General features: G+C 37.4%; 17 protein-coding genes. 2 read left to right on the top strand and 15 right to left on the bottom strand.

Annotated elements, in window-relative coordinates:
- Window positions 1-61: 61 nt before the first annotated feature.
- The 7 genes from PI85_RS10520 to PI85_RS10490 form a co-directional block, all read right to left on the bottom strand.
- Window positions 62-301 carry a hypothetical protein gene (locus tag PI85_RS10520; RefSeq protein ID WP_036123559.1) on the bottom strand — a complete coding sequence of 80 codons (240 nt, stop codon included), beginning with the start codon at window positions 299-301 and terminating at the stop codon, window positions 62-64.
- Between the two features lie 62 nt (window positions 302-363).
- Window positions 364-1,131, bottom strand: coding sequence for a 2,4-dienoyl-CoA reductase (fadH, locus tag PI85_RS10515; RefSeq protein ID WP_036123555.1), 768 nt, complete (start codon window positions 1,129-1,131; stop codon window positions 364-366).
- A 152-nt stretch (window positions 1,132-1,283) separates the two neighbouring features.
- Complete coding sequence (locus PI85_RS10510) at window positions 1,284-2,468, bottom strand: iron-containing alcohol dehydrogenase (protein ID WP_036123553.1); 1,185 nt, start codon at window positions 2,466-2,468, stop codon at window positions 1,284-1,286.
- Between the two features lie 16 nt (window positions 2,469-2,484).
- Entirely contained in the window at window positions 2,485-3,246 is a 762-nt protein-coding gene (locus PI85_RS10505) for a 3-hydroxybutyrate dehydrogenase (RefSeq protein WP_036123550.1), read from the bottom strand.
- A 12-nt stretch (window positions 3,247-3,258) separates the two neighbouring features.
- Window positions 3,259-4,575 carry a GntP family permease gene (locus tag PI85_RS10500; RefSeq protein ID WP_036123547.1) on the bottom strand — a complete coding sequence of 439 codons (1,317 nt, stop codon included), beginning with the start codon at window positions 4,573-4,575 and terminating at the stop codon, window positions 3,259-3,261.
- A 66-nt stretch (window positions 4,576-4,641) separates the two neighbouring features.
- The gene (locus tag PI85_RS10495; RefSeq protein ID WP_036123544.1) at window positions 4,642-6,162 is read right to left on the bottom strand and encodes a CoA-acylating methylmalonate-semialdehyde dehydrogenase; all 1,521 of its coding nucleotides are present in this window, start codon (window positions 6,160-6,162) and stop codon (window positions 4,642-4,644) included.
- Window positions 6,163-6,177: 15 nt separating this feature from the next.
- A complete protein-coding gene (locus PI85_RS10490) occupies window positions 6,178-7,071 on the bottom strand; it encodes an NAD(P)-dependent oxidoreductase (RefSeq protein WP_036123542.1) in 894 nt (297 codons plus the stop codon).
- Window positions 7,072-7,307: 236 nt separating this feature from the next.
- Between PI85_RS10490 and PI85_RS10485 the strand changes: the two genes are divergently transcribed.
- The gene (locus PI85_RS10485; protein ID WP_036123539.1) at window positions 7,308-7,919 is read left to right on the top strand and encodes a TetR/AcrR family transcriptional regulator; all 612 of its coding nucleotides are present in this window, start codon (window positions 7,308-7,310) and stop codon (window positions 7,917-7,919) included.
- A 43-nt stretch (window positions 7,920-7,962) separates the two neighbouring features.
- Here the strand turns inward: PI85_RS10485 and PI85_RS10480 are convergent, their stop codons facing one another.
- The 6 genes from PI85_RS10480 to PI85_RS10455 all read right to left on the bottom strand — a co-directional run bounded on the left by PI85_RS10480 (window position 7,963) and on the right by PI85_RS10455 (window position 16,666).
- On the bottom strand, window positions 7,963-9,969 hold the full coding sequence (locus tag PI85_RS10480) for a bifunctional diguanylate cyclase/phosphodiesterase (RefSeq protein WP_036123535.1): 2,007 nt from the start codon (window positions 9,967-9,969) through the stop codon (window positions 7,963-7,965).
- Window positions 9,970-9,998: 29 nt separating this feature from the next.
- Complete coding sequence (locus tag PI85_RS10475) at window positions 9,999-12,155, bottom strand: RNA degradosome polyphosphate kinase (protein ID WP_036123532.1); 2,157 nt, start codon at window positions 12,153-12,155, stop codon at window positions 9,999-10,001.
- Window positions 12,145-13,698, bottom strand: a complete 1,554-nt coding sequence (locus PI85_RS10470) for a Ppx/GppA family phosphatase (RefSeq protein ID WP_036123530.1) — start codon at window positions 13,696-13,698, stop codon at window positions 12,145-12,147. Before PI85_RS10470 ends, PI85_RS10475 begins: the two co-directional genes overlap by 11 nt.
- 160 nt (window positions 13,699-13,858) lie before the next feature.
- Window positions 13,859-14,761: a chemotaxis protein gene (locus PI85_RS10465; protein ID WP_008174137.1), complete on the bottom strand. Its 903-nt coding sequence runs from the start codon at window positions 14,759-14,761 to the stop codon at window positions 13,859-13,861.
- Between the two features lie 65 nt (window positions 14,762-14,826).
- Entirely contained in the window at window positions 14,827-16,149 is a 1,323-nt protein-coding gene (locus PI85_RS10460) for an MFS transporter (protein ID WP_008174138.1), read from the bottom strand.
- A 196-nt stretch (window positions 16,150-16,345) separates the two neighbouring features.
- A complete protein-coding gene (locus tag PI85_RS10455; protein WP_036123525.1) occupies window positions 16,346-16,666 on the bottom strand; it encodes a helix-turn-helix domain-containing protein in 321 nt (106 codons plus the stop codon).
- 155 nt (window positions 16,667-16,821) lie between these two features.
- Between PI85_RS10455 and PI85_RS10450 the strand changes: the two genes are divergently transcribed.
- The gene (locus PI85_RS10450) at window positions 16,822-17,214 is read left to right on the top strand and encodes a DoxX family protein (protein WP_036123521.1); all 393 of its coding nucleotides are present in this window, start codon (window positions 16,822-16,824) and stop codon (window positions 17,212-17,214) included.
- Window positions 17,215-17,282: 68 nt separating this feature from the next.
- Here PI85_RS10450 and PI85_RS10445 read toward each other — a convergent pair whose 3' ends face one another.
- Window positions 17,283-18,149, bottom strand: a complete 867-nt coding sequence (locus tag PI85_RS10445; protein ID WP_036123518.1) for an NAD(P)-dependent oxidoreductase — start codon at window positions 18,147-18,149, stop codon at window positions 17,283-17,285.
- Window positions 18,150-18,445: 296 nt separating this feature from the next.
- Window positions 18,446-18,622, bottom strand: coding sequence for an aspartyl-phosphate phosphatase Spo0E family protein (locus tag PI85_RS23895; protein WP_008174142.1), 177 nt, complete (start codon window positions 18,620-18,622; stop codon window positions 18,446-18,448).
- Window positions 18,623-18,690 lie beyond the last annotated feature (68 nt).

The following is an 18,690-nucleotide window of genomic DNA, read 5'->3' as shown; positions in this document are numbered from 1 at the left end:
AAAAACTAAGTACACCCTCAATCAGTTCAGTATTTCATCACTGATTGAGGATGAGTCATTTCTAATAGCCAACCTTACTCCAGTAATAAAAAATCATGATCCCTAAAAAAAGTAAAAATATTCCGTATACCCATACGATCGGATTGAGCATCGTTGCATACTCTTCGACCGTTTCTGAAATCGGCGTATCCTTTTCAGACTCCCGTTCAGAAGTCATCTTTGCAATTTTCAACGTGGATACAAACGAAATAACAGAAATAATTACGATGGCAATTAGAGCTGGTATCAACCACATACCCATTGTCAAAACTCCTTTCTTTGCCCTTAGTATGCGTCAATCCAGCTCTTCATTATGCAAACATTTTAGAATGGATATTGATTGAGCCACTGACCACCATCCAGTGTCACACATTCTCCATTCATATAGCTTGCCTTATTAGACATCATAAATGTAGCTAAATCAGCTATTTCCTCAGGAGTACCCGTACGTCCAAGTGGAACAGAATCCAATGTACGCGCAGCAGCTGCTTCAGATTCCCAAAGCTTATCAGCACCACCTGTTCGTTCAATTGGCCCTGGTGCTATTGCATTGACGCGAATACCAAACTGCTTCCCCCATTCTACTGCTAATGTCCTCGTCAATGATAATACTCCCGCTTTTGCTGCAGCTGAATGGACCACCCCAGCTCCTGCATTCCAAGCATAAGTAGCAACCATATTCAAAATAGAGCCCTTAATATTATTTTTAATCCAATATTTTCCTACAACTGAAGAACAGAAGAACGTACCATTTAACACGATATCTACTACTGCCTTCCAGCCATTAGGTGTTAAATCCTCAGCATGTACTATGAAATTACCAGCCGCATTATTAACAAGACCATCAACCTGTCCAAATTTTTCAACAGTAAATGCTAGCATCGCCTCGGCGTGTTCTGGTACTCTTACATCCATTTGGAAAGTTTCAATCGTTGAGCCAGCCTCGGCAATAAACTTTTTTGCCTCTGCTAAACGTTCTTCGTTGCGCCCTGTGATGACAACATTTGCTCCTTCAGCAACAAATTGCTTCGCCATATAAAGACCCATCCCACTTGATCCACCTGTAATTATAATTGTCTTCCCCTGCAACATTCCATTTCCCCCTTTGTCAAAAATGAATGGTTATTCATTAAAATTTTACTATATTTTCTCGAAACTGTCATATTAATTCTGCCAATTGCTCTTTTTATTTTCTATAAAAACATAAAAGAGCTATCCACATGGATGAATAGCTCGGAAATTTTTTAGAATTCATAAGTATAAGCTGTATGATATAACTCCATTAGTTCCTCTTTTGTTGGTATCTTTGGATTATTGCTAGGACTACCACTTGCAATTGCGTCTTCAGCCATTTTAGGGATGGCCTTATAAAACGCTCCTTCCTCTATCCCCCACTGTTTTAAATTTCCAATATTCATTCGTTTACACATTTCCTTAATGGAGGAAATCGCCAACTGAGCAAGGTCCTCTTGTGATAGTGTTCCATTCTTTTCATGAAAGAACTCGCCTAAAACTGCTAACCGATCCATACAAGCTTCTTTAGAAAATTCTAAAACCGCTGGTAAAAGCATCGCATTGGAAATACCATGGGGTACGTGGAATAACGCACCTATTGGACGAGACATTCCATGTACTAATGCAACCGAGGCATTAGAAAAAGATAGACCTGCCTGCATGGAACCTAATGACATAGCTTCTCTCGCATCTACATCATCCCCTTGCTCATAAACTCTCAAAATATTATGGACGATTAAATCCATGGCAGAAAGAGCAAGTACATTTGAATATGGATGGGCTAAACGGGACAAATAACTTTCAATGGCATGGCTTAAGGCATCAATCCCTGTAGCTGCAGTAATCGCAGGTGGTGATGTAATCGTTAAAATAGGATCAACAATGGCAACCGTTGGCATAAAGGCAGGCTGCTTAATCATCATTTTGACTTCACTCTTTGTATTAGTAATAACAGTGGCATCTGTTGCCTCTGAACCTGTTCCAGCTGTCGTTGGAATAGCAATATGTGGGATTGGCACTTGCTCTGCCATTTTTGCCATTTTCATATAATCTCCTATGTAGCCACCGTTTGTAGCCACCACTGCAATTGCCTTTGCTGTGTCAATACAGCTTCCACCTCCAACAGAAATGATAACATCACAACCTTCCTGCTGAAGAAGATGTAGCCCTTCCTCTACATACGTGTCATCCGGTTCAGTTACTACCCCTAAGTATGGAACCGCTTCTATTCCATATGTGTTTAACAAGCTTCTACATTGCTTCACAAAGCCTAAGCTGTCCATAATTGGATCACTAATAATAAGTGCTTTAGTGCCGAGTTTTTTCGCATACTCGCCCACCTCTTCAAAGGAATCACGCCCATACACAATCGTTCCAGGTGAATGAACGGTAAAGCTTGTTTTTGTTTGAATCATCTTTTTCCCTCCTACACTATTGAGCTGTATAGCCACCATCTAAAAGAATAGCTTGACCCGTTAATCCTTTTGCTAAATCACTCGCCAAATATAATGCAAGCCCTGTAACTTCCGATACATCCAGTAAGCGTTTTTGAGGTACAAGTGGATAGAGCACCTCTTCAAGTACTTCATCTACTTGAATTCCTCTAGTTTTCGCTAAATCTTTAAATTGATGGCGCACTAGTTCGGTATCAACATATCCTGGACAAATCGCATTTACCGTAATTCCATCCTTTGCTACTTCCAGCGCAGCTACCTTCGTTAAACCAATGACTCCATGCTTTGCCGCATTGTAACCTGCCTTACCTGCAAATCCAATCACACCATTAACGGAGGCCATATTGATAATACGACCAAATTGATTTTTCTTCATATGAGGTAATACATATTTCATCGCAATAAATGGTGCAACGACCATTACTTTTTGCATGTCTTCGAAAATTTCCGTCTTAAAGTCTTCAATAAGGGAGACATGTTGAAATCCTGCATTATTAATTAAAATATCTAACGTTGTAAAGCGATCGATTGTCCATTCAATTGCCTCTCGTATGGCTTCTTCATCTGTCACATCACATGTATAAGCCATTAAGGAAGGATTGTTTTCAACAGCCTCTTTTAAAAGCTGTTCATTTTTATCCGTAATTACGACATTGGCTCCTTGCTCGGTAAATGCTTGTGCCATCGAAAGACCAATACCACGGGCTGCTCCTGTAATGAACACTGTTTTTCCTTGCATACAACATTCCTCCTACATCCCTATTGAAAATAATATAATGGCAATTATTGTACCGATGGTTGGAATAATAACCGTCAACGCTCCAAATGGCATATAGGCGTCCTTATGCTTTTCATTACAGACTGAATTAATGGTAGTGACAACATAACCACCATGTGGCAAAGAATCAAGTGATCCTGATGCAATGGCAATTGTCCGATGCAGTGCCTCTGTATCTACCCCCATGTCAATATAGTGAGGTGCAAGCAAAGGCATTGCAATTGTTTGACCACCCGATGCTGAACCTGTTAAACCTGCAATGACAGCAATCGCTAGGGCTCCCCCAATTAATGGACTGCCAGGAATATTTGTCATGACATCTACCGTAGCTAAAAAGGATGGCGTTGCTTTTACGACACCACCAAACCCTACTACAGCCGCTGTATTAGCAATGGCAATAATGGCACCCATTGCTCCCGCTGCTAATGTCGTTCCAACGGATTTGGCATACTTGTAACTCACTAAATAGGCGACAATACAACCACTTGTCAAAGAGACAATTAAAGCAGAAGTTCCAAGCGAATTATGGAAAGCAAAAGAAATCACTAAAACGACTAGTAATGGTATTAGACTCAGAAGTGGGCTAGGAAGCTTCCGCGTTTCATCAATTACTGGATCTGTTGAGCGTTCAATAAATATTTCCCCATTGTTCACAGCTCGTTTAATCATCCAATTCAGCCAAAGTGAACCACCAACAGCCATAAAAATAGCGACAATAATACTAACTTGCCAACCTGCATAGGGTGTCGTTCCAAGGTATTGAATTGGAATCCAATTTTGAATTTCAGGTGAGCCAGCTGACGTCATCGTAAAAGTGACCGAGCCTAGACCAAGTGCAGCGGGGATAAAGCGTCGTGGAAAGTTCGCTTGTTTGAATAAACTGATGGCCATCGGATAAACAGAAAATGCAACGATAAAAACAGAAACACCCCCATAAGTGAGGACCGCTGCGGCTAATACAACCGCATATGTTGCATATTTCACCCCGATTTTTTCAACAATCCATTTAGAAACACTATCAGCTGCTCCTGTATCCTCCATAACTTTCCCGAAAATAGCACCTGCCATAAACATTAAATACCAAGAACCAACGAAACCAGTAAATCCATCCATATAGCTCGTTAGAAAATTAGCTTGATTTTCATTAGCAGTCTGTGGAAAAAACGCAAGACCATTAGTTAAAGCAGCTAACAGTGCAGTTAACGGTGCTGAAATAAGTAAATTAACGCCTCTCATTGTTAAATACACTAATAATGCTAAACTACCAAAAAGACCAATGTACGCCAACATGTACACCCCACCTCTCCCCATTTTTTTGGAAAAAGAGCTGTATATCGCTACAGCTCTTTGTTGGTACTAATCGTTATTGCTTGGGAATGCAAATGTTGATGCAGTGGATGTATCACTTACCATCCAGCGTTCTGAAACGGTCTTTGTCTTTGTAAAAAATCGCGCCTGATCTGGACCAAACATATGCCCTTCACCAAAACGAGATCCTTTAAAACCAGCAAAATTATGGTAGCCTACTGGAATAGGAATTGGTACATTCACTCCTACCATGCCGACGTCTATTTCTGTTGTGAATTTACGAGCCGCTAATCCATCATTTGTAAAGATAGTGACACCATTTCCTAGCTCATGCTTATTAATTAGTTCAATAGCCTCCTCCAGAGAATCTACGCGTACAACATTACGAGCAGGTCCAAATACTTCTTGCTCATAAATTTCCATACCTGGCTTTACATGATCTAATAGGGTAGGACCTACATAGAAACCTTTTGACTCTTTAACAATATCCAACTCACGACCATCACAAATAATGGACGCTCCCTCAGATTCTCCACGATCAATGGCAGCGAGTATTGCTTCTTTTGATTGTGGAGAAATAACTGGACCAAAGTCTGAATCTGGATTTGTATATGGACCTACCTTTAGATTAGTAATTTTCTCTTTTAAAATCGACACTAAACGATCAGCAGTATTTTTGCCTACAGGCATAATTGTGGATATCGCCATACAACGCTGAGATGCTGCCCCATAGGCTGCCCCTATAAAGGCGTTTGCAACTTGTTCAAGATCTGCATCTGGCATGACAACCATATTGTTTTTTCCACCGCCAAGTGCCGTTACACGTTTTCCATGCTTAGAACCGGTTTCATAAATATACTTGGCCACTGGTGTTGAGCCCACAAATGAAATCGCTTGCACAGTTGGGTTCTCTAAAAGTTCATTGACAGCATCTTTATCACCATTCACCACTGTCCAAATCCCATCTGGTAAGCCCGCTTTTTTCCATAGCTCACTAACATATAAAGCAGTCATTGGTACACGTTCAGATGCTTTTAAAATCACAGCATTTCCTACCGCGATAGCCATACTCGTTTGAGCTAAAGGCACCATGATCGGGAAGTTAAAGGGTGAAATGGCCGCTACCACACCAAGTGGATATTTTGCGGAATAAGCGTTTATTTGACCTCCAACATTAACGGAGTATTCCCCTTTCATGAGATGTGGTGCACCGATGGCTAAATCAACAGATTCAAGACCTCGTGTAATTTCACCTTTGGCATCTTCCAACGTTTTTCCACTTTCCTTACATATAATTTGTAGTAGCTCCTCCATATTTTCTGCTATAAGATTGCGGAACTTTAAGACGATTTCTGCACGTTTAGCCACAGATGTATCACGCCATAATGGAAAGGCTGCTTGAGCCTGCTCGATTGCCTCTTTTGTCTCCTCTACTGTTGCCAGTGGCACTTTAGCAATGACATCACCCGTAGTTGGATTGTATACAGAGCCAAATCTACCACTTTTCCCTTCAACTAACTGTCCACCAATAAAATGCGTTAATGTTTTTACCTCTTGAGCTGTCGTCATCATCATTTCCTCCTCTTATAATTGTTTTATTTTACATGTATCCTTTAAGCTTAAATAAGCTGCAGACATATCATTTTCACCATAGCCCTGCTGAGCAATCTCACTATAAAGATCCACCAATTTTTCCCCAATACGTAGAGATACACCAGCTTCATCAGCCATGCCCTTTGCTAACTTCAAATCTTTCAATAATAGATTCGTTGAAAAACCAGGTGTATAATTATTATTTTTTATATATTCCTCATAGTTACGCTCATAAATCCGACTTTGACCGTAGCTATTACTTAATACTTCATACAGCGTATCCGCATCAATCCCCATTTTTTCACCAAGCACAATCGTTTCAGCTACAGCCTCTGTGTAAAACCCAATCATTAGATTATTTAATAATTTAAGACGTGTACCTACACTTGAGGATAAACCTAGATGATAGATGTTTTTTCCAACTATTCTGAGTATTTCACTTGCACTATCATAATCGTCCTTGTCACCACCGACCATTATCGTTAGGGTAGCATTTACAGCTCCTATGACCCCTCCACTTACAGGTGCCCCTAAATATCGTAATCCCAACGTACTTGCTTCTATATGTAACGAATCATTTAAGTCGGGATTGACCGTACTAAAGTCAATAAGTAAGGCACCTTTCTTAGCATGATGTATAATGCCCTCCTTTGATAAATACACCATTTCTACAATTTGAGGAGTTGGTAGGCTAGTCATTATCACATCACATTGCATTGCAACATCCTTTGCTGATGCAAGACCTATACCGCCAGCTTCTGTAAATAGCTCCACTGCCTCCACATTTGTATCAAAGCCATACACCTCATTGTTTGCCTTTAATAAGTTAATAGACATTGGTAACCCCATATTTCCTAACCCGATAAAACCTAATTTTCTATTCATTTGGATATCCCCCAATCCTTGAAAATTCAGCAATAGTGCTGGATGGTCACTAGCCAACTACAGTTTTTTATCGTAACATTAATAACGAGATACCTTTAATGACCTCGGTCAGTGACTGTGGTCAATTAAATCATAATCAAAATAAATCCATCTCGTCAATTAAAAATTTTATATTTTCAGAATTTTTAATTTAAAAAATATTTTACAATACTTACTATCGGAGGTAATCTGCCACTATGGAATCTCTAACTAACAGACAAAAGAAGGCATTAGAAACTCGTGATAAATTATTAAAAACATCATTAGATTTATTCAATAAATTCGGATTTGAACATGTTACTGTCGAACAAATTACAAAGGCTTGTCATGTCTCAAAGGGTACATTTTATACACATTTCCCATCTAAATATGATGTTATTTTAGAAAAGTTTAAAGAACTGGATCATTTTTATAGCACTGTAGAAAAAAATATCAACCCTACATTACCGGCAAGTGAAAAAATTTTATTCGTCTATCAAGAACAAATGAAATACTTAACGAATGTTGTAGGAAAGGACCTGTTACGCACTGTGTATACTGCTGCAATGACAAATCAGGTAAAACAGGATCATTACTTAATTAATCCCGAGCGCAGGATTTTTCAAATAATGAATACATATATTGAGGAAGGGCTACAACAAGGTGAACTAAGACATGATGTATCAGCTCATGAAGTGCAAGCCATCATACAACGTTGTATGCGTGCCAATGTTTATGATTGGTTAATTCACGGTGAAGACTTTGACTTGGCCGCTGAGATGAATCGATTTACAGCTATTGTGTTAAACGGCCTCAAAAGCGTCAAATAAAAAAGTAGCACTTCATCCTATGATGATGAGTGCTACTTTTTAACTAGCTGACGAAATATTTCTGAACAATTGTTTCAACGGGTAAAGGTTTATTATACAAATAACCTTGTCCCTTTTGACAATGATGACGTTTAAGAAAATCAACTTGTGTGGGCTCTTCGATTCCTTCGGCAATTACCTCTAGCCCTAGGTTATGAGACATCGAAATGATGGCTTTAATGATGGCCTCATTTTTGTCATCTTTAGCGATATCTCTAATAAACGATTGATCGATTTTTATAATATCGATTGGATAACGCTTTAGATAGCTTAATGAAGAATAGCCTGTTCCAAAGTCATCTACTGACACATAAACCCCTAATTGCTTCAATTCCGTAAGAATCGAAAATGTCTCATGAACATTTGTCATAGAGCTTTCGGTAATCTCTACCTCCAGAAGTTCTGGAGGTACCTCGTATTTCTTTAATGCCGCTTTTATTTTTCGTGCGAAGTTTTCTTTTCTGAACTGTTTTGGTGATATATTGATGGCTATTCTTACAGGACGATACCCTTTCGATTGCCATTCATTTTGATGACGACAAACCTCGTCAATAATCCAATCACCAATTTCAATAATTAATCCTGAAGCCTCCGCAATAGGAATAAATTGTGCAGGTGACACAAAACCAAATTTACGGTTATTCCATCGCAATAAAGCTTCAAAGCTATTGATGCTATTATTTGTTAGGTCCATCTGTGGCTGGAGATGCAAACTAAGTTCATTAAATTCAATAGCACGTCGTAAATGTGCTTCCATTAAAGCTTCATTTGGGAAAATTGCCGTCATATCTTCACGATAATAACGATAGTGAGATCGTCCATGCTCTTTAACAGAAAATAACGCCTTATCAGCCTTCCTTACAAGTGTCTCTAAATCCTTGCCATCTGCTGGACTAAGGGAGATACCGATTGAAACACTAATAAAATATTCCTGTCCTTCTATCATAAATGGCTGCTTTAAAACTTCCAAAATGGCATTAGCGGTATGTTCAATTTTTTGAATAGTCGCATCTTTTAGTACAAAGATAAACTCATCGCTGTTATAACGAAAAAGGGCACATTTTGAATAGCACAGTTCATTAAGCCTTTGGCTAAACATACGCATAAGCTCATCCCCCTTACTTTCACCTAGGGATTCATTAAATTTTTTAAAACGATCTATATCCACTAAAATAAGGGCTGCTTGCTTATGCTCTTGTTTCTTGTCGTTTAGATGATGTAGCCAATGCTCCTTGAATGCCTTACGATTCCAAATACCTGTTAATTCATCCATTAGCGCTAGGTAATAAAATGCCTCATGATCATTCATAAATGAATTTGCATCTTTTACAAATAAATGGACACCTATAACCTCACCATTATAATAGGTAGGGTGTGTTCTTAAGTAAAAAGGCTCTTTACTTAGCAATTGGTTCTTAAACAAGCATTTCGGCATACCAAAAGCTGAGCCTTCAATAGTTTTAGCAAATAATAATTTAAATTCTTTCATATACTTACTTTCCAATAATGAAAAAATATCTCGTCCCATTAGACATTGCTGCTCTCTAGAAAGTGCTGACGTAACGGCCATGTTTTGATGAATAATTCGGCCTTGTAAATCGACCGTTAGCACAGGACTCACATGTTGTTCCACGTATTGTAAATAAGGTTTATCTTCTATCTGTGTTTCTCTCAAAATAACCGCAACCATGGATTTAGAAAAATGTTGTACATGAATAGCAAATGCTCGTTCATAATAACCGGTACCTAATTTCAGGACATGCTGTGTATGGTCTTCTTCGTTTAGAAAATTCGACAACTGCAGCCAGCATTGCTTGGTAAAAAAACGTTCAGCGTTCGTCGCTGCTTTATCTTGCAGCTCCATAAATGATAATAACTTATCATTAAAATCAACGACCTCGAACACCTTTTTATCAACTTTTCTCAAACAAATGACTGCGTCAAACGGATTCATTTGAATGAGTTGTTGATAATCTGCAAATGGCGCTACACTCTCTCTATAATTTTTCATTCTATCCCTCACTAAGTATCGTGTTTGCTCTATTCTTCGTCTAGCGTAGGCTTTAATGCATCTTGTAAGAAAATCTCCTGGCTATTCAATGGATCTTCACTACGATCAAAATCTTTATAATGATACTTACCATTGGAATCTTGAATACGAGCCTTAGCAGTATCCATTAATTGTGTATTCATAATGTCAATAATACGAGTTTTTGCTTCATTTGCATATACAGGGAATAAAATTTCTACACGTTTAATCATATTGCGTGTCATCATATCAGCTGAAGATAAATATACTCTATTCTCTCCATTATGATGGAACCAATAAATTCGGGAGTGTTCAAGGAAACGACCGACAATACTTGTTACTGTAATATTTTCACTAATGCCAGGGATACCAGGTCTAATACAGCAAATACCACGTATGATGAGCTCCACCTTTACACCAGCAATCGAAGCCTCATATAACTTCATCATTAGATCTTTGTCTGTCAATGAATTCATTTTAGTTCGAATAAAACCATTCCCGTATTTTTTATGACAAGCAATTTCTTCATCCATTAATCGAATAAATTCATCTCGAATATCAAAAGGTGCCACGACTAAGTGATTAAATGTAGGTTTTTCTGTATAGCCACTTAAATAGTTAAAGAAGTTTGTCGCATCAATACCAAATTCTTTATCTGTCGTTATTATGCCCATATCCGTGTAAATTTTTGCAGTGGCATCATTATAATTTCCTGTACCAAGATGAACAAAGCGTTCAATTTTGCCATTTCGACGACTTACGACTAATGTGATTTTGGAGTGTGTCTTTAAATTGTTCATCCCATAAATAACAAGACAGCCTGCTTGTTCTAGCTGTTTTGCCCAATGCACATTATTTTCTTCATCGAATCTGGCCTTTAATTCAACTAAAACTGTTACTTGTTTACCATTTTCTGCTGCAAGTTTCAGTGCTTGAATAATCGGTGAATTACCACTTACTCGATATAATGTTTGTTTGATTGCTAAGACATTGGGATTTACAGCTGCCTCAGAGATAAAATCAACGATTGGTGCAAATGATTCATATGGATGATGGAAAAAGATATCTTGTGTTAATGCTTTTTCAAAAATATTTTCATCGGATTGTAAATCTAAAGGTGGCTGTGGAATAAAACTTTCATATTCCAGATGTTCACGACCAACAGCTATACCTTTAACAAAAGAGAACATAAAGGTTAAATCTAAAGGTCCATCAATATGGAAAACGTCATTTTCTTCAATTTCAAATTCATCTAATAAGTAGAGAAGTACTTCCTCATTCATTTCTCCAACTCGAACTTCTAAACGGCTTCCTACTCCCCATTTACGCTTCTTCAATTCTTTTTCAATTTCAACGAGAAGATCCCTTGCGCCCTCTTCATGGATCGTTAAATCTGCATTCCTTGTTAAACGGAAGGCTTGCGCTGATTTTACGCTATAGCCATAAAATAATTTTTCAATATGCGCTACAATGACATCTTCCAACAATACAACGACCGTTTTACCTTCTTCAGTGGGCACTTTAATATAACGATCTAAAACAGATGGCACTTGAACGATTGCGACTCTTTCGCGACTTTCAAGATCCGATTCATCCTGCTCTAAAAGGACAAGTAAATTAAGTGTTTTCCCTAGCAATGTAGGGAATGGACGATACGCATCTACTGCTACAGGTGTTAGAACTGGGAAAATAGTTTCTGCAAACATTTCATTAATAAAAGCTTTTTGTGTGCTATTTAAATCTTTCATGTCTGCAATATGTACATTATGCTGTGGTAATAAATCATAGATTAAATGGCGGTATACTTCAGTTTGTCGACGCACTAAAGCCTGTGTACGTTCTGCAATTTTAGCTAATTGTTCCTTTGGTGTTAACCCAGATTTATTTTCAGCTTTATGGAACCCTGCGCGAACTTGATCTTGTAAGCCAGCAACACGTACCATAAAAAACTCATCGAGATTTGAGCTAAATATAGCTAAAAATTTCAAACGTTCGAGCAGAGGATTATTTACATCCTCCGCTTCCTCTAATACACGTTCATTAAAAGCAAGCCAGCTTAACTCTCGATTATTATAGTACTGAGGCTTCGCAATCTCCTCTAATAATTGACTATGATTTTTTAAAAACTCTTCCTCATTCAGCTCTTTATTAGTTATTTCAGTTGTCATCCGTATTCCATCCTTCTTCAATAAAATTGATTGTCATTGGGATTTTTAATGCTCGCTCTAAATGTTTTTTATGTCGATTAGCTTGATACTTTTCAGCTGCTGCATTGTTCTTTACATAAATATTGAGCTGTACATAATCTTCCTCTGGATGCATATCAATTGCATGTACAACATTTCGCTTTGAGACATTTAAAGCATAGACAAATTTTAATAACGCTCCAAAGTCTCGTATTTTTCGATAGTCCTCACGATTCATCCAAGTGGAGAACGGGGCAGCAAATCGTTGAAAATAATCTTTGTTTTTATAAGAGGCTAAAAGGGCTAGCTTGACTCTTTCTGGGTGATTTAAACCATCAATAGATTGATTCGCAATCAAATAAAAGGTGTGTTGGCTTGCAGAGCTTAATTCGATATATTCACCAATATTAAAAACCTTCGCTGCTTTTCTTATTAACTCCAAATCTCCTGCATTATATGGTAAATAGCCTAAATGACAACATTCGCGATACAATTGATCAGCTAAATGCATCAAATAATCAACCTCTTTTTCAGTTCGACCATACTGTCGTGCAAGCCTTCTGGCATTTCCTTCAAACACATTATATTTATCAAAGGCATTGCTATCTGTTTGCAAAATCTTTTTAATAATCAGTCCCTCACGTAAACCCTTCTTCGTAAGCTGAAATGACTTGCTTCCTACAGTATCCATTAACACTCTAAATACTTCTAAGGCAGGTAAAATAATATCAGCTCGGTCTGAAGACAGGCCATCTAGCTGCTTCAATTCTTGGAAGCTTAATTGACCTAAAAATATGCTTAATTCTTCTAAATTTTCTTCTGTCATTTCGTATCCATGGACACTAGCAATGGGATAATCATGTTTTTGTTGATGAATCTGTGCAATATTACGTGCACTCCCCCCAATTGCAATAATTGGTAAACCACTATTTTGAATCCATGATAATGTTTGAAATTGCTCTTTTATAAAGGCAATAAGCTCCTTCCTTTCACCGCTATTCATGATGTCGCCCTTCACAAAACGTTGCTTTAAAGAAACTGTCCCGAATGGAAAGCTATGTGATTGCTGAATTTCTTTATTTTCAAACAGCGTAATTTCGGTACTACCACCACCAATATCAATCGTAACTCCCGATTTGGTTCCACTGGAATAAGCAACAGCTACAAATCCAAAATATGCTTCTTCTTCTTCTGATAAAAGCTCAATTTGAATACCAGTTCGTACTTTCATTTCTGCAATTATTTGGTCACGATTAGACGCTTGGCGGATAGCAGCCGTTGCCGCCGCTTTCACATCTGTCACTTCAAAATCTTCTAACATCGCTTTAAATGTTTGTAATGTCTCGGCTAACACATGGATTCCTTCTTCAGACATCTCACCAGAGGGTTGTATATATGTACGTAAACGTGCCACCGTTTTAATATTGCCTAGTTCATGGAGTCCCTCTTCATTGTTGTACTGATATAACACTAAACGAATAGTATTGGAGCCGATATCAATAATGGCTGTTTTAAGTTCATTCAAATAATCACATCCTTCAAGCATCTTCTGATTATTTTGTTCACAATATGTAGACCTATACAAAAAGTCGGATACTTTAAAGGCATCCGACTTTACTTTCATTTATTTATACTTTCAGGATACCCATTATTAAAATTGTGAAGTATCATGTAAAGCACAACTATTACAGAATTAATTGGTCAACACGTAGGATGAGCTCTGCAATTTCTGGCTTACTAATTTGATCTTCTGCTCCTACCTGATCACCTTTATGACGAAGGTCATCCGTAATTAGACTTGAGAATATGATAACTGGAAGTTTTTGAAGATCAGGATGCTCTTTGATTTTTCTTGTCAAATGATGCCCATCCATTTGTGGCATTTCAATATCTGTTACGACTAATTGAATATGTTCTGCGATATCACTACCGCTCTTCGCAATTCCTTCTAAGTATTCATATGCATCTCGGCCATTTTCAAAGAACTCTACATTGTCATAGCCTGCTTCGTTCATCGTATCAAATAATAACTTCCGTAATAATGGTGAATCCTCTGCAATTAAAATACGTTTACCGGTACGTTCACGTTTGCCCAGCTTTTTAACAGATTCCACACTTATGCCCGATTCAGGATTAATATCCACCATAATTCTTTCGAAATCGAGTAGTAGAATCATTTGCTCGTTTTGTTTAATAACACCTATAACTTGTGATGTTCCGCCTTGATACATATCTGAAGGCTTTTCAATTTGATTCCATGATATACGGTGAATTTGTGTCACGTTATCCACATGGAACACAACACGTTGCTTATTAAATTCAGCAACAATATATTTTTGTTGCGGGTTACGCTCAGTACTCTGAATTCCAAGTACCCGTAGCATATCCACAACTGGTAATACTTCACCTCGTAATTGAATGATTCCTTCTACATGCGGGTGCGCGTGTGGAATAAATGTTACTGGAATCGGTTGAATGATTTCTTTTACTTTAATTACATTGATACCAAATTTATTGTTAGCTACTTCAAATTCAACGATTTCTAGCTCATTTGTGCCACTTTCTAATAATATTCCTTTATGTTCCAATGCAACCCCGCTCCTTTCTTTACTTCAATTTATAATTCAATTGTATCATAGGCAATACATTTCTCCTACTTGCTATTTCCATTTTTATCATTAACTTTTAGATGTACCAATAGGCCAATGACTGTCATTACGATTAGCGTCGATAGTGCGACACGGCTAGCTAGTGTACCGTAATCCTTCATCCATAATGTAACTGTTCCGTATACGGCTGGACCAATAATGGATGATACTTTCCCAGAGAAAGCAAACAAGCCAAAGAACTGTCCACGTTTCTCATCTGGTGACAATTCAATAATATAGGTCCTAGACGTTACCCACATAGAGCCAAGTGATATACCAAAAAGACTACCTGCCAGCCAAAACATCCATTGTGCTGTCGCAAATACAGCAAACACTAAAGCGACAATCATAATGAGGGCTACCATAGTAATCGCGCGTTTAGCGCCTACTGATTTTGTAATATAGCCAAATGCCAAAGACCCAATTATCGTGGATACAGTAGAGACTAAATAAAGAATGATAAATTGACCTGAGCTAAAACCGACAATAGCCGTCGCGTAAACGGCCATCATTGCAATCGTAGTAGCGATAGCATCATTCAAAAAGAAATAAGCAATCATAAAAGTAAAGATCGCCTTATATTGCTTCATATCCTTAAAGGTTTGAATAATTTCTTTATAGCCATCTAAAAATTTTAAAGACTTCCTCTGTGCTTTTGGAATTGGCGTATCTTTATTGATCAAAAATAAAGGCAGTGAAAATAATAAATATAAAATTGCCGTAGGAATAAATGCACGATGAAAATCACTGTTGCCTACATACAAATAAACGAGAAGACCAAAAAGTGTACCCAAATACCCAATTGCAACGCCATAGCCAGAAATAAGTGGCATTTCTTCTTTCGTTCCTAAATCTGCCATCATAGAATCATAGAATACTAAACTTGAATTAAAGAAGAACTTTGCAATGACAAAACTTGCCACGACTAAAAATAAACTAAGGGGTACGCCTGAGTAATGAGTGGTTATCTGTAGATCCGCAAATATCCCCATCATAAAAGTAAAAAGAATGGAAATAGAAGCAAACCAGACAATAAATCTTTTTTTATAGCCAGTATTATCAATCCACACTCCAAAAAGTGGAGAAAATACTACAAGTAATAAGCTAGCAATGGCATTCGCATACGAAATAAATGTACTAGCTACTTGTTGCATAACTTCATTTGTTCCTAATACCTCATCCATATAAAACGGGAAAAAAATCGTATTAATATTTGAAGAAAAAATTGTATTAGCAAAATCATAGAAAGCCCATGAAAGTATTGGTAATGATAAGTAAATCGCTAACTGACTTCGATGCTGGACGTCTATTGCTGAACTCTTTTTCATAAAACCCTCCCTTACATTCTCTATAATAATCAATTAATTTCTTTCCGTAATGAAAAATTCCTTTTTTTAAAGAAAATTAATATTATTTACAATATAACAGTAAATTCATTGAAACATAACTGCTAAAAGATCGATAAATAATGCCTTCTCAATCAAAAAAAGATATCCAAGCCCCCTCGCTTGAATATCTTTTTTATTATTCTTCTGTTATTGCTACCCATTCAGAAGACCATTGTTCAATTGCTTTTAGTACGGGTGCAAGTGCGTATCCCTTTTCAGTAAGTTCATACTCAATGATGACTGGGGTAGAAGGAATGACAGTACGTAATACAATTTCCTCGATTTCTAGCTCCTTTAATCGCTCAGTTAATACGCGGCTGCTTATATTTAACTGATTTTTAATAACTGAATACCGCTGAGGACCATCTAATAATTGAAAAATGAGTAAAGTATTCCAGCGATGATTGACTATTTTGAGCGCCTTTTCAAATCGAGGACAAATTTTTTTTTGATCCACGTTACAAGCCTCCATTGTTAGTAGTTCATATACAACATTATAACACTTCTTTCAATATTCAGTTCTTAAAACACATTTAGTTACTTGACAAAAGCTATTTTTAAAAATAAACTAAGTTACGAATTGTAAGTTAAAGAAAAAGGAGATATTTTATAATGCAAAACATTGGTTCAACTATTTTACGTGTCGTTCTCGGCATTATTTTTGCGGTGCATGGTTTTCAAAAATTTCAAGGAGGCATTAGCTATACGGCAGACTTCTTTGTTAGTTTAGGTATCCCAGGATTTATGGCGTATATCGTTGCAATTATTGAGTTAGTGGGAGGTATTGCCCTTATTTTAGGTTTAGCAACAAGAATTTTTGGCGCATTACTAACAATGACTATGATTGTAGCCATTTTCACAGCTAAGCTAAGTATTGGCTTTATTGGAGCTGATGGTTTAGCCGGATACGAATTAGATTTAGCCTTGGGTGCAATTGCACTATACTTCACTCTAGCTGGTGCTTCTAGTTTTTCATTAGACGCCCAACTTTTTGGAAAAGAATAACAAAAAAACCTGAAGTCTCTCCAAAATGAAGAAACTTCAGGTTCTGTTTTATCCAAATAGGATTTTTATTATTTATAGCGTTGAAGAAGAGCCTGTGTACCATTATCACCATAGCCCTCTTCGATCAATTTTTCATACATTTCATAGGCTAATGCCAATCCTGGCAATGTAATCCCCATTTTCTTGGATTCATCCAAAGCTATTTTCATATCCTTCACAAAATGTTTGATATAAAAACCTGGTGCAAAGTCTTCTTTGATCATGCGTGGTGCCAAATTACTTAGAGACCAAGAACCTGCCGCACCTGATGCAATGGACTGCAGTACGGTTGGTAAATCTAGCCCTGCTTTGAGACCGTATGCAAGTGATTCGCATACCCCAATCATGCCTGCAGCTATGGCAATTTGATTGCACATCTTTGCATGTTGACCAGCCCCTGCCTCACCTTGATAAACGATATTTTCTCCGAAATGCTTCATCAGCGGTAAAGCCTTATCGTAAGTTGTTAAACCGCCACCGACCATAATCGACAATGTACCATTTTGCGCACCGATATCACCACCTGAAACAGGTGCATCTAAAGAATCTACACCAATAGTTTGTGCATGCTCATATATTTTTTTGGCCAAAGATGGCTCTGAAGTCGTCATATCAATGATAAGGTTGCCAGGTTCAGCTGTTTTGAAAAGGCCATTATCTCCAAAATAAACCTCTTCAACATCTGAGGGGTAGCCAACCATTGTAAATGCAATGTCTTGATGTTTAAATGCTTCTGCTGGCGAACTAGCCCATGATGCTCCTAAAGCTACTAGCGGCTCTGCTTTTTCTTTAGTACGAGTGTACACCGTCACCTCATGGTCATTTTTCAATAAGTGTTTAATAATACTTGTCCCCATTACACCAGTTCCGATAAATGCAATACGTTGCTTTTTCATATGTATATACTCCTTTGTTATAAAAGTTAGGATTCTTTCACCTACGTGACTTGATGTTTTCAGTTTAGGCGAATAAATAAAATAATTCAAACTCTTCCTATAACTTGTACTAATAATTAGATAACTTGCATATATACCGAATAAGCAAAAAAAAAGAGAGCAAGTGATTGGGGGATCACTGCTCTAAAGGGGGAAATGAGAATGTTGCTGTGTTCATAGTAAGTTATTCCCCATTAAAATGCATTTTAAACATCTATTTTTAAAATGTTATTACTCTGAATACTGGAACAATCTTTTTATTCGTCTTGGTCTTTTTCTTCATCAAATGCTGTCTGTCTATAATAGGTATTCATTAACTGGTCTAATCTGCGACTCAGTTGAATGGTTTTTGCATTTTGTAACCCGTTTTCAACACCAGAGCGAATCATCAACTCACGAGTTTGTTCCATTTGTTTCAAGAGTAGATTGACCATTCATACAACCCTCCACACACAAATAATCATACCATTATTATACATTTATATTTCATTTCTTACAGCAT

It is taken from the genome of Lysinibacillus sp. A1 (genome assembly GCF_000801965.1).
Lineage (GTDB): Bacteria > Bacillota > Bacilli > Bacillales_A > Planococcaceae > Lysinibacillus > Lysinibacillus fusiformis.
The sequence above is the reverse complement of the archived record's forward strand: the minus strand, read 5'-3'. Positions and strand labels throughout refer to the sequence as shown.